This is a genomic window from Lentzea sp. NPDC051208, from assembly GCF_040682435.1.
Taxonomy (GTDB): Bacteria; Actinomycetota; Actinomycetes; order Mycobacteriales; family Pseudonocardiaceae; genus Lentzea; species Lentzea kristufekii.
Map to the genome: position 1 here is coordinate 124,903 of NZ_JBFBAW010000013.1, position 16,277 is coordinate 141,179.

Genomic DNA, 16,277 nt, shown 5'->3' on the forward strand with positions numbered 1-16,277 from the left:
TGAAAAACTTGAGCGAGGTGCGCTCATGTCTGAGGCTGACGGGGCAGCCACGGCGTCGGGGTGTACGCCTAGACGGCGGCCAGCCGGTTCATCGAGTGCTGGATCAGCTCGACCAGCACGGCCTTCGACGACTCCCGGTCTCGCGCGTCGCACAGCACCACCGGGATCGCCTCGTCCAGGTCGAGCGCGTGCCGCACCTCGTCCACCGTGTACAGCTGCGACCCGTCGAAGCAGTTCACGGCGACGACGAACGGGATCGCCCGGTGCTCGAAGAAGTCGATCGAGGGGAACGACGAGTCGAGCCGGCGCGTGTCCACCAGGACCACGGCGCCGATCGCGCCGGTCGCCAGTTCGTCCCACATGAACCAGAACCGGTTCTGGCCGGGCGTGCCGAACAGGTACAGCACCACCTTGGTGTTGATGGTGATGCGACCGAAGTCGAGGGCGACGGTGGTCGTGTCCTTGCCCTCGATGCCGGCGAGGTCGTCGACGTGCACACCGGCCTCGGTGAGCAGTTCCTCGGTCCGGAGCGGCGGGATCTCGGACACCGACGCGACCATCGTGGTCTTGCCGGTGCCGAACCCGCCCGCGATGACGATCTTGACCGCGGTCGGCACGGTCAGCTGGCCATCAGATCCCACGAACACCATCCAGTACGGCCTGCAGGAGATTCCTGTCGGGAATCTTGGGGGACGAGTTCTGCACGAGCACGTCACCACGCTCGATGAGGTCCGACAGCAGGACCTTCACCACGATGAGCGGCACGTCGAGGTAGGCGGCGACCTCGGCGACCGAGAGCGGGCGTGCGCACAGGGCCATGATCTCGCGATGCTCGACGGTCAGCGACGTCTGGTCGGACGTGAACGAGGAGGCTCGGACCTGCGTCACGAGGTGCAGGTCGGGCGCGTTCGGCCGGGTGCGGCCGCGCACCATCGCGTAGGGCCGCACCAGCGGCCCCGCGGCCTCGTCGTACCACCAGTCCTCGCGCGAGGTCATCAGCGCGACTCACGCGCCGAGGGCACAGTCGCGGTCTCCGCGCGAGGAGCCGACGAGAGGTACGTGCCGACACGCTTCACCAGCATGTTCATCTCGTACGCGATCATGCCCATGTCTGCATCTTCCTCGCCCAGCACGGCCAGGCAAGCCCCATGACCCGCGGCCGTCACGAAGAGGTACGCGTGCTCCATCTCCACGATGGTCTGCCGGACGGCGCCACCGCCAAAATGCCGTCCGGTGCCGCGGGCGAGCGACTGGAACGCCGACGCCATCGCGGACAGGTGCTCCGAGTCGTCGCGGGACAGCCCGGCCGACCGGCCGAGCAGGAGTCCGTCCGCCGACAGCACGACCGCGTGGCGGGCGCCGACCACTCGCTGGATCAGGTCCTCCAGCAACCAGTTCAGTTCGCCGTGCTGGCTTGCGTTGTCCTTCATGACGAGGGGGCTCCTTCTGATCTCCAGTCGTCGGTCAGCCGGGCGTCACGGGTACCGCGCTGGAACGCGGCGAAACCGTCACGGGTCCGCTCGGCCGACCGTTCGCCGGTCACCGGCTCGGCGTGCTGCGGCTCCTCCGAGGACTGCATGAGCTGCGGCGCGAGGTTCTGCCGCTTCTTCCTGCGGGGAAGGGGTGCCTTCCCGTCCTGGGCCGGAGGTGCCGCGGAGGTTGGTTCTTCCACCGATGCGTCTGCGGCGGACACGGCCGCTGGGGCAACTGCGCTCATGTCAGGTTCTACGAGCGCGTTCAGCCCCGCGTTCAGTGCCGCCTGGACTTCGGGATTCACCTTCACGGGGAAGCTCGGGTGTTCCTCGACGTGCCCGTGGTACGTGTCGTGGAACGACCGCACCGGCATCTGCGTGGTCTCGGTGATGTCGCCCGCGGCGCTGTGCGGGGCGACGATGTTCGGCGGCAGCACGCACAGGGCGACCGTGCCGCCGTAGGGCGAGTCGCGCAGCTCCACCTTGATGCCCCGGCGTGCGGCCAGCCGGGCGACGACGAACAGGCCCAGCCTGGACTCGCCGCGGAACGCCATCGTCTCGAAGTCCGGCGGGTTGGAGAGCTTCGCGTTGGCCTGGAGGCGCTCCTCCTGCGTCATGCCGAGGCCGTGGTCCTCGATCTCCACCACGAGGCCGTGCGGCGCGGCGCTGGAGTGGATGATCACCTCCGACCGCGGCGACGAGAACGCCGTCGCGTTGTCGACGAGCTCGGCGAGCAGGTGGATGGTGTCGGCGACGGCCACGCCGACCAGCGCGCGGTCGGGCACCGGGTTGACCCTGACCCGGACGTACTGCTCGGTCTCGGCGACGGCGGAGCGGATGACGTCGCTCAGCCGCACCGGCTTGCGCCACTGCCGGCCGGGCTGCTCGCCGGCGAGGATGATCAGGTTCTCCGCGTTGCGGCGGGCGCGGGTCGCCAGGTGGTCCAGCTGGAACAGCGAGTCGAGCTGCTCGGGGTGCTCCTCCTCGCGTTCCAGCTTGTCGAGGATCTTGAGCTGCCGGTGCACGAGCCCCTGGTTGCGGTGCGCGATGTCGAGGAAGACCCGGTTCACGCCCTCGCGAGCCTGCGTCTCCTTCACCGCCGCCGCGACGGCCGTGTACTGGGCGGCGTTGAACGCGTCCGCGACCTGGCCGATCTCGTCGTTGCCGTAGTCCAGCGGCGGCATGTCGCGGTGCACGTCGACCTGCTCGCCGCCTCGCAACCGGGCCACGATGTGCGGCAGCCGTTCCTGCGCGAGCCGCAGCGTGTCCTCCCGCAGCGACGCCAGCCGCATGACGAGGGCCTTCGACACGAGCCGGTTCGAGATGCGCAACGCCAGCACGATGCCGACGACGACGGCGAGCAACGCGATCAGGCTGCCGATCAGCACCGCGGCGACCCGGCTGTCGGCCTTGTCCAGGCCGAGGTCGGCGGCGTTGCGGGCCTGCGTGACCGCGAGCCCGACCAGGTTGTCGTGCACGGGACCGGCCACGGCGCGCCACTGCACGTCGGTGACCTTCGTGTCGCCGTTGATGATCCGGCCCTCGAGGTCGAGCAGCGTCCGGTACTCGGTGCTGCCGCGCAACGCGTCGTACTGCACGCGCGGCTGCTCCAGCGCGAACGGGATCGTGGAGTCGAGGCCCGAGTGGTAGGCGCCGACCAGCCGGGCGAACTCGACGCGTTCGGGCGCGGTGAACGTGCCGTTGAGCAGCCCGCGCGACCCGATGGTGGCACCGCGCGAGAGCCAGTCCGCGGTCTGGAAGATCGTGACGGCCTGGACGCCTGCCTGGCTCGCCTCCGAGTCGGGCACGAGGCGCGCCTGCCGGGAGAGCAGCGCGACGCCCGAGTCGAGGATGCCGTTGTAGTAGTCGTAGACCGCCTGCGGGTTCGCCGACGCCGAGTCGACGCGCGAACGCTGCTGCGGCAGTTCGTCCAGCACGGAGTTGAGCGCGTTGATCCGGTCGACGGTGTCCTGGGGCGCGCTCTCGGAGAGTTCCGCGAACGCGTCCTTCATCTTGCGCACCGCCTCGTCGGTGACGCTGCGCTGGCGCCCCAGCCCGCCGCGATCGACGCCCTCGGCCTTGCTGAGGACCTCCAGGGTCAGCTGGCGTTCCTTCTGCAGGCCGGCGAGCGCCTCGACGGACGGGATCGTCGCGCCCTTCACCCCGGCCGCGACCGACCGCATGTAGAAACCGTCGAAAAGGGTGTAAGAGGAGAAAACGGCCCACATGACCAGCAGCACCACGCTGGGAACGACCACGACACCGGCCAGCCGCGACCGAATGGTCCGGTAGTTGGTCGGTGTGTAACCGCTCTTCTCGTTCACAGCGCTCTCACGGTCTCCTGTGTCCCACGGCTAGCGCTGCGGGTTACCTGAGTAACTCCTTCGGCTGCAATTAGGTTACGGCGGGAGATCACCGTTACCCAATGACAGCGATCACACGCGGTACGCGGTTGGCAGGCTACCCAGTCGAGTGAGTGAAGCAACACCCGGTACGGGGGTTCTCACGAGGCAAGAACCCCCGTACGGGCTAGTTCTGCCGCACGTCCTAGGGACGCTCGACCGCGACGACGGTGTAGGTCGTCTCGGGCGTGGGAGGCGTGGTGAAGCGGGCATTCGGCAGGTAGAGCCGCTTGCCGAACGCGGCGACCGTCGTGGGAACGTCGAACCGCGCGTCCGTGCGTTCCGCCGCCAGCGTCGCGCCATCACGGCTCAGCGTGTAGCGCGCGACTTTGTTCAAGCGGTTTTGCACCACGTACAACTGACGTCCCTCACGCAACAGACCGTCGCCATTGGTGAGTGTTTGACCGCTCAAATTGATCTCGGTCGTTTTCCCGCTCCGGGGATCGGTCCTGAACAGCTTTCCGGTGTTGCTCTGCACGACGATCAGGCCGCCGTCGAGCCCGGTGACGATGCCGTTGAGGTTCGTCGCGCCGGGGGTGACGACGAGGTCGCCCGTCAGCGCGAGCGTGCGGTGCGGTTTCAGGTTCAGCGGCACCTCGTAGAGCACCGCCTTGCGCGAGTCGGTGAACCACGCCGACTTCCCGGTCAGCACGACGTCGTTGACGAACGTGTCCGCGGTCGCGAACTGGAACTTCGCCAGCAACGCGCCGGAGCGCGTGTCGTAGACCCGTGCGTCGCCACCGACACCACCGGCGACCCACAACCGCTTGCGCGCGTCGACCTTCATGCCGAGCGACGGCGTGCCCGGCCCCTTGGCGAGCACCTTGCCGGTGCCGGTGCGCAGGTCCGCCGCGTAGATCGACCCGTCGGCCCGCGACCCGAAGTAGGCCGTGGTGCCGCTGATCGCGATGCCTTCCGGTTGCCACCCGTCGGGCAGCGAGAACTCCGTGGGAAAGTGCCTGGAACCGTCCGCGGTGGCCGGCGCCGCGGCGGTGAGCGTGACGCCCAGGACCGCCGCGAGCAGGACACCGAATCTGCGGTACATGCCGCCTCCTTGCCAGAGGACATATCTCGGATTGAGGTGCTCCCTGATCCTTCCCCGGCTGGGCGGCGAACTGGAGTTTTCTCAGGAAGCCGACATCTCTACAGGTCAGCGGCGGCCTCCGCGATGAGCTCCAGCGACTCCCCGGTGCCCAGCGCGATCTTCTCCAGGTCCCCGAACCGCTGCGCGCACCCCTCGGTCAGTCCCGGCTCCTCGACGTAGTCGCCCCTGATGAACGTCTCCAGGTACGCCACGTCGTTGTGCTGCCGGTGCGGGAACCCGAGCAACGTGAACGGCGACCCCATCGCCGGGTACGCCCCCGCGTCGCGCGGCACGACCCGCACGCTCACCGTCTCGTGCTCGCTGACCTCCATCAGGTGCAGCAGCTGCGCCTTCATCACCCGCGGCCCGCCGATCACGTGCCGCAGCACCGCTTCCGGGAACACGGCCCGCACCGTCAGCGGGTCCCTGTCGTTCAGGCGCGTCGACCACGCCTCCCGCACCATCGCGAGCCGCGCGATGCGCACCGGGTCGTCGGACTGCAGGACGGTGTTCGTGTAGCCGGGGAGCTGGAACACCGGCGGAACCAGATCCGTCGTGAACACCCGCATCGACGTCGCCTCGAACACGAGATTCGCGAAGTCCGCCGCCGGATCGAAAAGCGGCCCGTCGTTCACCGGGCGCGTGCGCACCTGTTCCGCGTACTGCGCGCGCAACACCACTGCCTGCCATTCCGGGGTGGGCACCTTGTAGACGTAACCGAGCGCCATGACGTCCACGGGAGCCGACGGCTGCACCGCGTTCTCCATCATGGACAGCTTGGCGCTGCTGAAGCCCACGCGCTGGCCCGCCTCGGTGAGGCTCAGCTCGCGCTCGTCGCGCCACCCGGCCAGCTGCCGCCCGATGGCGCGTTCGAGAGTCGTGGCCCGGAAATCCTTCGGCATGACGCGAAGGATATGACTGATTCGGATTCCCGAAAGGGACGGGTCGGTGTGGACAACCGTTCAACGCCAACGAAGTTCGTTAAACGGAACGCTTTGCGTTAAACGGCCGTGGAGCGTATTTACTATTGATAGCGCTTTGCGCGCGCATGGGCACGCACGAGGTCATGGAACCGGAACGCGTCGTCCCCCACCTCGGTCAGCAACGACTTCTCCACCAGGTCGTCCAGCGCGTCCTCGACGTCGCACGCGGACTCCCCCGCGATGGCCGCGGCCACGGGTACGCCGAACGTGTCCGGCTCCCACGCGCAGAGCCGGTAGAGCCGCGCCTGCCGTTCGGGAAGCTCCACATAGGACCGGTCGAGCAACGGCCCGAGCCGGCCGTCGTCGGTGAGCGACCCGACGGCGATCTCGTGCGCCTGCGGCAGGGTCAGCCTGACCCGGCTGGTCACGAGCACCGTGCCCGACGGGGGCAGCAGCGGCGTCACCTGCTCGGCCGAGTCCGCGTTGTCCAGCAACAGGGTGAACTGCCGGCGCAGGACGAGACTGCGGAACACGGCACGTTCGTCGGCGGGGTCGGCGCTCAGCCCGAACGCCCGCAGCACGCGCCCCAGGTCGTGCGTGGCCAGATCGAGGTACAGCTGATCACCGGATCCCCTGTCCCGCAACCACTTCAGCGCCAGCGCGGTCTTCCCCACCCCGCCCGGGCCGTACAGCACCGTCACCCCGGGCCTGATGCTCGCGAGCTCCGCGTCCCTGCCGACGAAGTGCGGCGGCGGCGCGGGTGGCCGGAATCTCGGCGGTACGTCGTTCCTGCCCCTGATGACCCCTGTGGCTCTGGCAGCCAGTACGTCACTCATCAACCCGTACCTCCCCGACATGTTGAAGCTACGGGCTTTCCTCGTCTTACATCAGACGGCCATCGAGTGATCGCACGAGAGCGCGGCCCCCGTCCGGGACGTCGACGACCGCACCTGCCGGCCGTTGACGATGATCTTGCACGTGAGCTCGCCGCGCACGCCCTCCAGCCGCACGACGACCCGTCCCCTGCGCTTGCCCATGCGCTCGAACGGCAGGTCGGGGTTGCGCAGGGTGCGTTCCTCCTCGCCGGGGAAGGTGTAGGTGAGCCGGTCGGTCGTGCCCGTTCCCTCCACCACCACACGCGGATGCTGGGCGCTACCGCGCAGCCGGTGGTTCCGGCCAGCAGCAGGCCCACGAGTAAGGCGGCGGTCTTCATGTCCCGAACAGTAGGAAGCGGGAACATGCCCGAACATCAGCCTGAAGGCTCAAGCCGCATCAGCCATCAGAGTGACAACCCGAGGTCCCTAAGGCGTTCCTCGACCCGCAACCGCTCGATCTCGCGGTCCACGCCCTCGGGCAGCGAGCCCAGCCGGTGCGCGACCTCCAACGCCGAACAGGCCTGCACGAGCAGCGCGTCATAGGCCTGACGAGCGGCTATCTTCTTGACCGCCGACGTCCCCGGCTCGAAGCAGGCACGCGCCCGGCGCACCCGACGGAGGTCGGCCGCGACTCGTTCGATCGGCCGATGGTGGGGCACCGGAGCGGAAGGCCGGAGCAGCGCCTTCACGAAGTCGAAGGACACCCCTCCAAGCTACCCCGCCTGCAGCGCCAGGAAGAGGTCCACGCGCGCCTCGAACTCCGCCAGGTCGACGCCGAGCAGTTCCTCGACGCGCCCCACCCGGTACCGCAACGTGTTCACGTGGACGTGCAGCTTGCCGGCCGCCGCCGTCCACGAACCGGAGCAGTCCAGGAACACCTTCAAGGTGCCCACCAGATCCGAACCGTGCTCGGCGTCGTAGTCCAGCACCGGCCCGAGAAGCCGGCGGCGCAACGAAGTGCGCAACTCCTCCGGCACGCCCGCGAGCAGCAGTTGGTGCAGTGCGATCTCCTCGCCCGCCACCACACACGTGCGGCCGCCACGGCGCTCTCCCAGCCGGCGCGCGTGCGTGGCTTCCTCTGCAGCGCCGCGCAGCCCGCGGGACGTGACGGGTGAGCTGATGCCGACGAGCACGCGGGACGAGCCGAGGCCCGGTTCCATCACGCGCAAAGCCTGGCGGAGGTCGTCGGGCTGCGAGTCGCCTGCTTTGGCCACCGCGTAGACGGTGTCGCCGACGGGAGTCACGAGGGCCTGGGGCAGCGCCTCCTCCAGCACGGCCGCGGCGAGGTCGGCACGCTGGTCGGACGTCAGCGCGCTGATCACCCGCAGCTGGGCCTGCTCCAGGCCGGCCGCCGCCAGCCGGGACTCCAGGTCGGCCGAGCCGCTCAGCACCGCGGACACGAGGGGTGCGGCGGTGCGGTTCTCGATCTGCCGGCCCTGCGCCTCGCGCAGCCTCTCCAGCGCGACCAGTGACGCGAGCTCGGCGGCGGCCTCCGGCTGCACCGAGCCGCCCACGACGAGGATCCAGCTCGTGAGGCGGTTGCCACCGCGTTCGGAGACGGGCACGAGGGTGACGCCCTTGACCGTCTTCGGGAGGCGGTCGGCCTGCAGGAACTCCTTCACCAGCGCGAGCCGGTCCGGCAGTTCGCCACCCGCGACGACCCGGCCCGCGGTGGACAGCACCCAGCACGACGCGCCGAGTTCGTGGCCGCCGGCGAGCAGCAGCGCGGGCAGGCCGGAGCCCTCCGCGACGACGTTCAGCAGGCGGCGGTGGCGGGAGAGCCCCACCAGTTCCATCGAGACGCGTTCGGTGATGGTCGCGAACGACAGGTCGACGGGGACCTCGAGCAGCGGCACGTGGTGGCGAACGCACGCGTCGACCAGGTCGACGGGCAGCGCGCGGTTCTCGGTCTCGGACGCGGCGAGGCCGGCGACACGGGCCGTGGCGAGCGAGTGGACGAACGTCTCGGAGTCCTGCGGGCCGTGGTGCCAGAGCAGGCCGGACAGCACGAGCTCCCCTCCGGACAGGTACCGGCTGGGGTCGGGCAGCTCCGTCCCGTACACGCGGGTGACGGTGCGGTCGAGCTGGTCTTCACCGGTGTGCAGGCTCAGGCGCAGTTCCGGCATCTGCAGCAACGTCCGCAGCAGCAACATGACAGGTCACTTTCGTCCATTCGTGTTTGTAGGAAAGCACAAATTCACGGTGTGCAGGAGGCTGGCGATTCATGTAACGCGGCCGTAGCTCTAGGACACAGTGGGTCTGTGTACTGGCTCACAACCAGATGGGAGGGCGAGTGACGATCTCCACGCACGTGCTGGACGCGGCACGCGGCAGGCCGTTCGCCGGTATCGCCGTGTCGCTGCAGCGACGCGACGGGACCGAGGTGGCGAACGCCGAGACGAACACCGATGGCCGGATCACCGGATGGGGTGAAGGCCTGGAGGCCGGCGTCTACCGGCTGGTGTTCGACACGGCGCAAGCGGCGCCGTTCTTCCCCGAGGTCGTGCTCACCTTCGACTACTCCGATCCGGCACAGCACTACCACGTGCCGTTGCTGCTGTCGCCGTTCGCCTACTCCACCTACCGAGGTAGCTGACGATGGACTTCCTTCGACCGGAAACGCTTGCGGAGGCGTTGGAGCTGAAGGCCTCCCGGCCGGACGCCGTGCCGATCGCCGGCGGCACGGACGTCATGGTGGAGCTGAACTACGACCACCGCCGGCCCTCCGCCCTGCTCGACCTGACCCGGATTCCCGAGCTCCAGCAGTGGTCCGACGGGTTGCGAATCGGCGCGGGCGTGCCGTACGTGCGGATCATCGAGGAGCTCGGCGCCGCACTGCCGGGCCTCGCCATGGCCTCGCGCACGGTCGGGTCGCCGCAGATCCGCAACCGCGGCACGGTCGGCGGCAACCTCGGCGCGGCCTCCCCCGCCGGGGACACGCACCCGGTGCTGCTGGCGTCCGACGCGGTCATCGAGGTGGCCTCCGTGCGCGGCACGCGGATGATCCCCGCCGCCGAGTTCTACCTGGGGGTGAAGCGGAACGCGCTGGAGCCCGACGAACTGATCGTGGCGGTTCACCTGGCGCCTGCCAAGGGGCCACAGCAGTTCTCCAAGGTCGGCACGCGCAACGCCATGGTGATCGCGGTGTGCTCGTTCGGCATTTCGCTGTTCCCCGAGGAGAACCGGGTGGGCGCGGCGGTCGGATCGGCCGCTCCCACACCACGCCGGGCGCACGAGGCCGAGCAGTTCCTGGCCTCGGCGCTGGACTTCAAGAACCCGAAGCCGTTGCTCGACTCGGTGAAGCGCGAGTTCGGCGAGCTGGTCTCGCGGGCGGCGTCACCGATCGACGACGTGCGAGGGTCGGCGGCGTATCGCAAGCACGCCCTGGCCGTGATGGCTCGCCGGACTCTCGGCTGGGCGTGGCAGGAACTCGTGGACGAGGAGCGGGCATGCGCGTGAACGTGACGGTCAACGGCGAGCAGCGTCAGGCCGACGACGTGTGGGAAGGCGAGTCGCTGCTGTTCGTGCTGCGCGAGCGGCTCGGGCTGCCCGGCTCGAAGAACGCCTGCGAGCAGGGCGAGTGCGGTTCCTGCACGGTGTACCTGGACAACGTGCCGGTGTGCGCGTGCCTGGTCGCGGCCGGGCAGGTGCAGGACAGGGAGGTCCGGACGGTCGAGGGACTGGCCGACGGGGACGCCCTGGACCCGGTGCAGGAGGCGTTCGTCGAGGCGGGCGCGGTGCAGTGCGGGTTCTGCACGCCCGGTCTCGTCGTGGCGGCGCACGACCTGCTCGACCGCGTGCCGAAGCCGTCCGACCCGGAGATCCGCGAGGCGCTGGCCGGAAACCTGTGCCGTTGCACGGGGTACGAGAAGATCCTGGACGCCGTGCGACTGGCGGCGTCGCGCCGATGATCGTCCTCGACCGCTGCGCGGTGTCCACTGTGGACGAGTCCGGGACCGAACACCTGTCCGGGCACGTCGTGATCGGCGGCGGGCGGATCCGGTCCGTCGGCTCCGGCCCGGCACCCCGGCCCTCCGAGTCGCACACGTACGTCGACGCGTCGTCGTGCCTGGTGACGCCGGGGCTGATCAACACCCACCACCACCTGTACCAGTGGGCGACGCGCGGTCTCGCGACCGACGCCACGCTGTTCGAGTGGCTGACCGCGCTGTACCCGGTGTGGCGCGGGCTGGACGACACCGTGACGCACGCGGCGGCGTCGGCAGGGCTCGCCCGGCTGGCGTTGACCGGCTGCACGCTGGCCGCCGACCACCACTACGTCTTCCCGTCCGGTGGCGGTGACGTGTTCGACGCGCTGGTGTCGGCGGGACGGCGGATCGGCATCCGCCTGGAAGCGATCCGCGGCTCGATGGACCGCGGCCAGTCGCACGGCGGGTTGCCGCCGGACAACCTGGTCGAGGAGACCGAGTCCGCGCTGGTCGCGACCGAGCAGGCGATCGGCGACCACCACTCGACGGCCGACGACGCGCTGGTCCGGGTGGCCGTGGGGCCCTGTTCGCCGTTCTCGGTGTCGCGGGAACTGATGACCGGCGCCGCGTCCCTGGCCCGTCGCCACGGCGTCCGGTTGCACACGCACCTCGCCGAGACGATGGACGAGGAAGAGCAGTGCCTGGCGGAGAACGGGTGCACGCCGACCGAGTACGCCGAGCAGCTCGGCTGGCTGGGGCCGGACGTGTGGCTCGCGCACACCGTGCACCTCAACGCCGGCGCGGTGAAGCGGCTCGGGGCGACCTCGACCGGATCCGCGCACTGCCCGACGTCGAACGGGCGGCTGGGCACCGGGATCGCACCGGTGCGCGACCTGCTCGACGCCGGCGCGCCGGTCGGCCTGGGTGTCGACGGCGCCGCGTCCAACGAGGACGGTGGCCTGGTCGTCGAGCTGCGGTCGGCCCTGTACCAGGCGCGTCAGCGCGGCGGACCGGGTGCGATGGACGCCCGCACGGCGTTGTGGATGGGCACGATGGGCGGCGCGCGGGTGCTGGGCCGCGCGGACTCGCTGGGCTCGATCGAGCCGGGCAAGGTCGCGGACCTGGCCGTGTGGGACCTGTCCGGAATGGACTACGCGGGGATCGCGGACCCGGTGGCGGCACTGGTGCTCGGCACTCCCCCGCCGTTGAAACTGTTGATCGTGGGCGGTGAGGTCGTGGTGCGGGACGGTGTCCTGCTCACGGCGTCGACCGACGAGCTGGCGCGTGAGCTCTCCGCTGCCAGCGCCAAGCTCCAGGAGGCTGCGCGATGACCCTCACTCCCGCCGAACTGACCTCTGCGGTGTCGGGTGGCATCGGGACGTCGCCCCAGCGCCCGGACGGCAACCTGAAGGTGCGCGGCGAGTTCGCCTACGCCTCCGACCTGTGGCACGAGGACATGATCTGGGGCGCGACGCTGCGTTCGCCCCACCCGTACGCCCGCATCACTTCGGTGGACATCACCGAGGCGTTGAAGGTACCGGGCGTGTACGCGGTGCTGACGCACTCGGACGTACCCGGCCGCAACCTGTACGGGCTGGAGCACAAGGACCAGCCGGTGCTGGCCGTGGACGTCGTGCGCTACCAGGGCGAACCGATCGCGCTGGTCGGTGCCGACCACCCGGAGACCGCGCTGCGCGCCATGAAGAAGATCGTCGTGACCTACGACGTGCTCGAACCCGTCGTGGACATGGAGACCGCCGCGGACGACACCCCGTTGCACCCAGGAGGCAACCTGGTGCGGCACGTGCCGATCCGGCGCGGCTCGCAGGACGTCACGGCCGACGTCGTGGTGACCGGGCGGTACGAGGTCGGCATGCAGGACCAGGCGTTCCTCGGGCCGGAGTCCGGGCTCGCGGTGCCGGCGGAGGACGGTTCGGTCGACCTGTACATCGCGACGCAGTGGCTGCACGTCGACCGCGACCAGATCGCGGCCGCGCTGGGCCTGCCGCAGGAGCAGGTGCGGCTGACGCTGTCCGGTGTCGGCGGCGCGTTCGGTGGGCGCGAGGACCTGTCGATGCAGGTGCACGCGTGCCTGCTGGCCCTGCACACCGGCAAGCCCGTGAAGATGGTCTACAACCGCGAAGAGTCGTTCTACGGGCACGTGCACCGGCACCCGGCCGTGCTGTACTACGAGCACGGCGCCGACCACACCGGCAAGCTGGTCTACGTCCGCACGAAGATGTACCTCGACGGCGGCGCCTACGCCTCCTCGACGCCCGCTGTCGTGGCGAACGCGGCGACGCTGGGCGTCGGTCCGTACGAGGTCGACAACGTCACGGTCGACGCCTACGGCCTCTACACGAACAACCCGCCGTGCGGCGCGATGCGCGGGTTCGGTGCTGTGCAGGCAGGTTTCGCCTACGAGTCCCAGATGGACAAGCTGGCGGAGGCCCTGGGCATGTCACCGGTCGACGTCCGGATCCGCAACGCGATGACCGAGGGTTCGGTGATGCCGACCGGCCAGGTCGTCGACTCGGCCGCACCCGTCGCGCAGCTGCTGAAGCTGGTGCAGGACAAGCCGTTGCCCGCCGGCACCTCGTCGGACATCCGCGAACTGCCCGGTGGCGTCTCGAACACCACGCACGGCGAGGGCGTCGTCCGCGGTGTCGGTTACGCGGTCGGCATCAAGAACATCTGCTTCTCCGAGGGCTACGACGACTACTCGACCGCGCGCGTCCGGGTCTCGATGGTCAACGGCTCGCTGGCCGCCGCCGTGCACACCGCCGCCTGCGAGGTCGGCCAGGGCCTGGTGACGATCATGCAGCAGATCGTGCGGACCGAGCTCGGCATCGAGCGCGTGACCGTGCTGCCGATGGACACCACGATCGGCAACGGCGGCTCGACCTCGGCGTCGCGCCAGACGTACGTCACCGGCGGCGCCGTGAAGGCCGCTTGTGCGATCGTGCGCGACCGTTTGGCGGGCCGCACCGACATCGGCGACGAAGTGATCGACGAGACCACCGAGTGGCGTCACCGCGCGACCGAGCCACTCGATCCCGTTACCGGGCAAGGCAACGCGCACGTCCAGTACGGTTTCGCCGCCCACCGCGCCGTCGTCGACGTGGACGTCGAACTCGGCCTGGTGCGCGTGGTCTCGCTGGACTGCGCGCAGGACGTCGGCAAGGCGCTGAACCCGCAGGCCGTGGTGGGCCAGATCCAGGGTGGTTCCGCCCAGGGCCTCGGCCTCGCGGTGATGGAGGAGATCCAGACCTCCGGCGGCAAGGTGCGCAACCCGTCCTTCACCGACTACCTCATCCCGACCGTGCTCGACATGCCGCCGATGAGCATCGACGTGCTCGAGCTCGCCGACCCCCATGCCCCGTACGGCATCCGGGGCGTCGGCGAACCGCCCACCATCTCGTCGACCCCGGCGATCGTGGCGGCCATCCGCGCGGCCACCGGCCTGGCGCTCACCCGCGTCCCGGTCCGCCCGGAACACCTCACCGGTACCTGATCTTCTGGAGTTTGTTGCTGTGAACGCACATCTGCTCGCCACCATCGACCTGGCCACCCAGAACGTGGCCTCCGGTGGGGGCCCGTTCGGCGCGATGATCGTCCGTGACGGCGAGGTGATCGCCACCGGGGTGAACCAGGTGACGCCGAACCTCGATCCCACCGCCCACGCCGAGGTCGTCGCGATCCGCGCGGCCTGCCAGGCGCTCGGTGACTTCAGGCTGACCGGCTGCACGCTGATCTCGTCGTGCGAGCCGTGCCCGCTGTGCCTGTCCGCCGCGCTCTGGGCACGCGTGGACAAGGTGATCTACGCCGCCGACCGCCACGACGCGGCGGCGGCCGGTTTCGACGACCGGGAGTTCTACGAGCTGTTCAGCAAGTCCCGCTCCGAATGGGACCTGCCCGTGCACCAGATCTCCACCGACGAGGACAACGCCCCGTTCACAGCGTGGATGTCCCTCGCTTCTCGAATCGACTACTGACGGCCACAAGCCTGTCCAGCTGACCGGAGCTCGCATCGCACAAACGCGTTCCAGCGTTGGAACGCGCCCACCGGCATGGGAAAGGCCGTCCTCCGATGACCCAGTTACGAAGCCGAGCCGCGACGTCGCCGCTCGACCAGTTCTTCCGCATCACCGAACGTGGCAGCTCATTGGGCCGTGAAGTGCGCGGTGGCATCACGACGTTCGTCGCGATGTCGTACATCGTGCTGCTGAACCCGTTGATCCTCGGCGCGTCCGCGGACATCACCGGCGCCAAGCTCACCATCGCCGAGATCACCACGGCGACGGCGCTCGCCGCCGGTGTGATGACCGTCCTCATGGGACTCGTCGGCAACGCGCCCCTCGCCATCGCCGCCGGACTCGGCGTCAACGGCGTGGTGGCCTTCCAGATGGCGCCGGCCATGACGTGGGCGCAGGCCTTCGGCCTCGTGGTGCTGGAAGGCGTCTGTATCGTGATCATGGCCGCCTCGGGTGTCCGCGAGCGGATCATCAACGCCATCCCGGAGCCGTTGAAGATCGCGATCACCGTGGGCATCGGGCTCTACATCGCGTTGGTGGGACTGGTCTCCGCCGGTTTCGTGACCCGCACGCCGGACGCGGCGCACTCGACGGTGCCGGTGCGAATGGGTCTCGACGGCCACCTGAGCGGCTGGCCGATCGCGATCTTCTGCCTGGGTCTGCTGCTGATGATCGTGCTGCTGGCGCGCGGGGTGCCCGGTGCCGTGCTGATCAGCATCGTGGTGGCCACCGTCGTCGCCATCGGCGTGAACGCCGCGTTCGACGTCGAGGGCTGGGGCCTCGTGACCCCGTCGCTGCCCACCTCCGTGGTCAGCTCACCGGACTTCGGCCTGTTCGGACGGGTGGACCTGTTCGGCGGCTTCGTGTCCGCCGGCGTGATCGCGGCGACGATCTTCCTGTTCACGCTGGTGCTGTCCGGCTTCTTCGACGCCATGGGCACGATCACCTCGGTCGCCGACGAGGCGGGACTGACGCGGGACGGCCGCGTCGAGGGCATGGGCAAGATCCTCATGGTCGACGGCGCCGGCGCGATCGCCGGTGGCGTCACGGGGTCCGCCCCGAACACCGTGTTCCTGGAGTCGGCCGCGGGCGTTGGCGAAGGCGCCCGGACCGGCCTGGCCTCGGTGGTGACCGGCGGCCTGTTCCTGGTGGCACTGCTCTTCACACCGCTGGCGACGGTCGTGCCCGCGCAGGCGGCGGCCCCTGCCCTGGTGGTGATCGGCGGCCTGATGATGACCCAGATCCGCCGGATCCCCTGGCACGAAACGGATTACACGATCCCGGTCTTCCTGACCGTCGCCATCATCCCGTTCACCTACTCGATCACCAACGGCATCGGCGCGGGCCTCGTGTCCTACGTCGTGCTGCGCGTCTGCAAGGGCCGCTGGCCGGGCTGGCTGATGACCGGCCTCGCCCTGATGTTCGCCGTGTACTTCGGCGTGGACCTGATCAGCGGCAAGTGACGCGGTGAGGTCCCGGCCGGGCGGCCACCCGGCCGGGACCTTGCCCTGAGGGCGGGACCTCGTCCTGAGAGGCGCGACCTCGCCCTAAGGGCGGG

At 69.6% G+C, this 16,277-nt stretch carries 17 protein-coding genes; 7 read left to right on the forward strand and 10 right to left on the reverse strand.

Annotation, left to right across the window (positions count from 1 at the left end; genetic code table 11):
- Window positions 1-68 precede the first annotated feature (68 nt).
- The 10 genes from AB0M48_RS29375 to AB0M48_RS29420 form a co-directional block, all read right to left on the reverse strand.
- On the reverse strand, window positions 69-650 hold the full coding sequence (locus tag AB0M48_RS29375) for an ATP/GTP-binding protein (protein WP_363848138.1): 582 nt from the start codon (window positions 648-650) through the stop codon (window positions 69-71).
- Window positions 631-996, reverse strand: a complete 366-nt coding sequence (locus AB0M48_RS29380; RefSeq protein ID WP_363848141.1) for a DUF742 domain-containing protein — start codon at window positions 994-996, stop codon at window positions 631-633. The genes AB0M48_RS29375 and AB0M48_RS29380 overlap by 20 nt, the downstream gene beginning before the upstream one ends.
- Window positions 996-1,430, reverse strand: coding sequence for a roadblock/LC7 domain-containing protein (locus AB0M48_RS29385; RefSeq protein ID WP_090066952.1), 435 nt, complete (start codon window positions 1,428-1,430; stop codon window positions 996-998). Before AB0M48_RS29385 ends, AB0M48_RS29380 begins: the two co-directional genes overlap by 1 nt.
- Window positions 1,427-3,796: a nitrate- and nitrite sensing domain-containing protein gene (locus AB0M48_RS29390; RefSeq protein ID WP_363848145.1), complete on the reverse strand. Its 2,370-nt coding sequence runs from the start codon at window positions 3,794-3,796 to the stop codon at window positions 1,427-1,429. Before AB0M48_RS29390 ends, AB0M48_RS29385 begins: the two co-directional genes overlap by 4 nt.
- Window positions 3,797-4,019: 223 nt before the next feature.
- Window positions 4,020-4,919, reverse strand: a complete 900-nt coding sequence (locus tag AB0M48_RS29395; RefSeq protein ID WP_363848148.1) for a superoxide dismutase — start codon at window positions 4,917-4,919, stop codon at window positions 4,020-4,022.
- 98 nt (window positions 4,920-5,017) lie between these two features.
- Window positions 5,018-5,860 carry a helix-turn-helix transcriptional regulator gene (locus AB0M48_RS29400; protein WP_363848151.1) on the reverse strand — a complete coding sequence of 281 codons (843 nt, stop codon included), beginning with the start codon at window positions 5,858-5,860 and terminating at the stop codon, window positions 5,018-5,020.
- A gap of 122 nt (window positions 5,861-5,982) precedes the next feature.
- Entirely contained in the window at window positions 5,983-6,717 is a 735-nt protein-coding gene (locus AB0M48_RS29405) for a hypothetical protein (protein WP_363848153.1), read from the reverse strand.
- Between the two features lie 51 nt (window positions 6,718-6,768).
- Window positions 6,769-7,017: a hypothetical protein gene (locus tag AB0M48_RS29410; protein WP_363848156.1), complete on the reverse strand. Its 249-nt coding sequence runs from the start codon at window positions 7,015-7,017 to the stop codon at window positions 6,769-6,771.
- A 143-nt stretch (window positions 7,018-7,160) separates the two neighbouring features.
- Window positions 7,161-7,460: a hypothetical protein gene (locus tag AB0M48_RS29415; protein ID WP_363848159.1), complete on the reverse strand. Its 300-nt coding sequence runs from the start codon at window positions 7,458-7,460 to the stop codon at window positions 7,161-7,163.
- A gap of 9 nt (window positions 7,461-7,469) precedes the next feature.
- Window positions 7,470-8,909 carry a PucR family transcriptional regulator gene (locus AB0M48_RS29420; RefSeq protein ID WP_363848161.1) on the reverse strand — a complete coding sequence of 480 codons (1,440 nt, stop codon included), beginning with the start codon at window positions 8,907-8,909 and terminating at the stop codon, window positions 7,470-7,472.
- Between the two features lie 128 nt (window positions 8,910-9,037).
- Here AB0M48_RS29420 and uraH point away from each other — a divergent pair, with 128 nt between their 5' ends.
- The 7 genes from uraH (at window position 9,038) to AB0M48_RS29455 (ending at window position 16,182) form a co-directional block, all read left to right on the forward strand.
- Window positions 9,038-9,352: a hydroxyisourate hydrolase gene (uraH, locus tag AB0M48_RS29425; protein ID WP_363848164.1), complete on the forward strand. Its 315-nt coding sequence runs from the start codon at window positions 9,038-9,040 to the stop codon at window positions 9,350-9,352.
- 2 nt (window positions 9,353-9,354) lie between these two features.
- Window positions 9,355-10,215 carry a xanthine dehydrogenase family protein subunit M gene (locus tag AB0M48_RS29430; RefSeq protein WP_363848166.1) on the forward strand — a complete coding sequence of 287 codons (861 nt, stop codon included), beginning with the start codon at window positions 9,355-9,357 and terminating at the stop codon, window positions 10,213-10,215.
- Window positions 10,206-10,667, forward strand: a complete 462-nt coding sequence (locus AB0M48_RS29435) for a (2Fe-2S)-binding protein (protein ID WP_319987244.1) — start codon at window positions 10,206-10,208, stop codon at window positions 10,665-10,667. Before AB0M48_RS29430 ends, AB0M48_RS29435 begins: the two co-directional genes overlap by 10 nt.
- The gene (locus AB0M48_RS29440) at window positions 10,664-12,016 is read left to right on the forward strand and encodes an 8-oxoguanine deaminase (protein WP_363848168.1); all 1,353 of its coding nucleotides are present in this window, start codon (window positions 10,664-10,666) and stop codon (window positions 12,014-12,016) included. The genes AB0M48_RS29435 and AB0M48_RS29440 overlap by 4 nt, the downstream gene beginning before the upstream one ends.
- The gene (locus tag AB0M48_RS29445) at window positions 12,013-14,199 is read left to right on the forward strand and encodes a molybdopterin cofactor-binding domain-containing protein (protein ID WP_363848171.1); all 2,187 of its coding nucleotides are present in this window, start codon (window positions 12,013-12,015) and stop codon (window positions 14,197-14,199) included. The genes AB0M48_RS29440 and AB0M48_RS29445 overlap by 4 nt, the downstream gene beginning before the upstream one ends.
- Window positions 14,200-14,218: 19 nt before the next feature.
- On the forward strand, window positions 14,219-14,680 hold the full coding sequence (locus tag AB0M48_RS29450; RefSeq protein WP_363848174.1) for a nucleoside deaminase: 462 nt from the start codon (window positions 14,219-14,221) through the stop codon (window positions 14,678-14,680).
- 95 nt (window positions 14,681-14,775) lie between these two features.
- Window positions 14,776-16,182, forward strand: a complete 1,407-nt coding sequence (locus tag AB0M48_RS29455) for an NCS2 family permease (protein WP_363848176.1) — start codon at window positions 14,776-14,778, stop codon at window positions 16,180-16,182.
- Window positions 16,183-16,277: the final 95 nt, after the last annotated feature.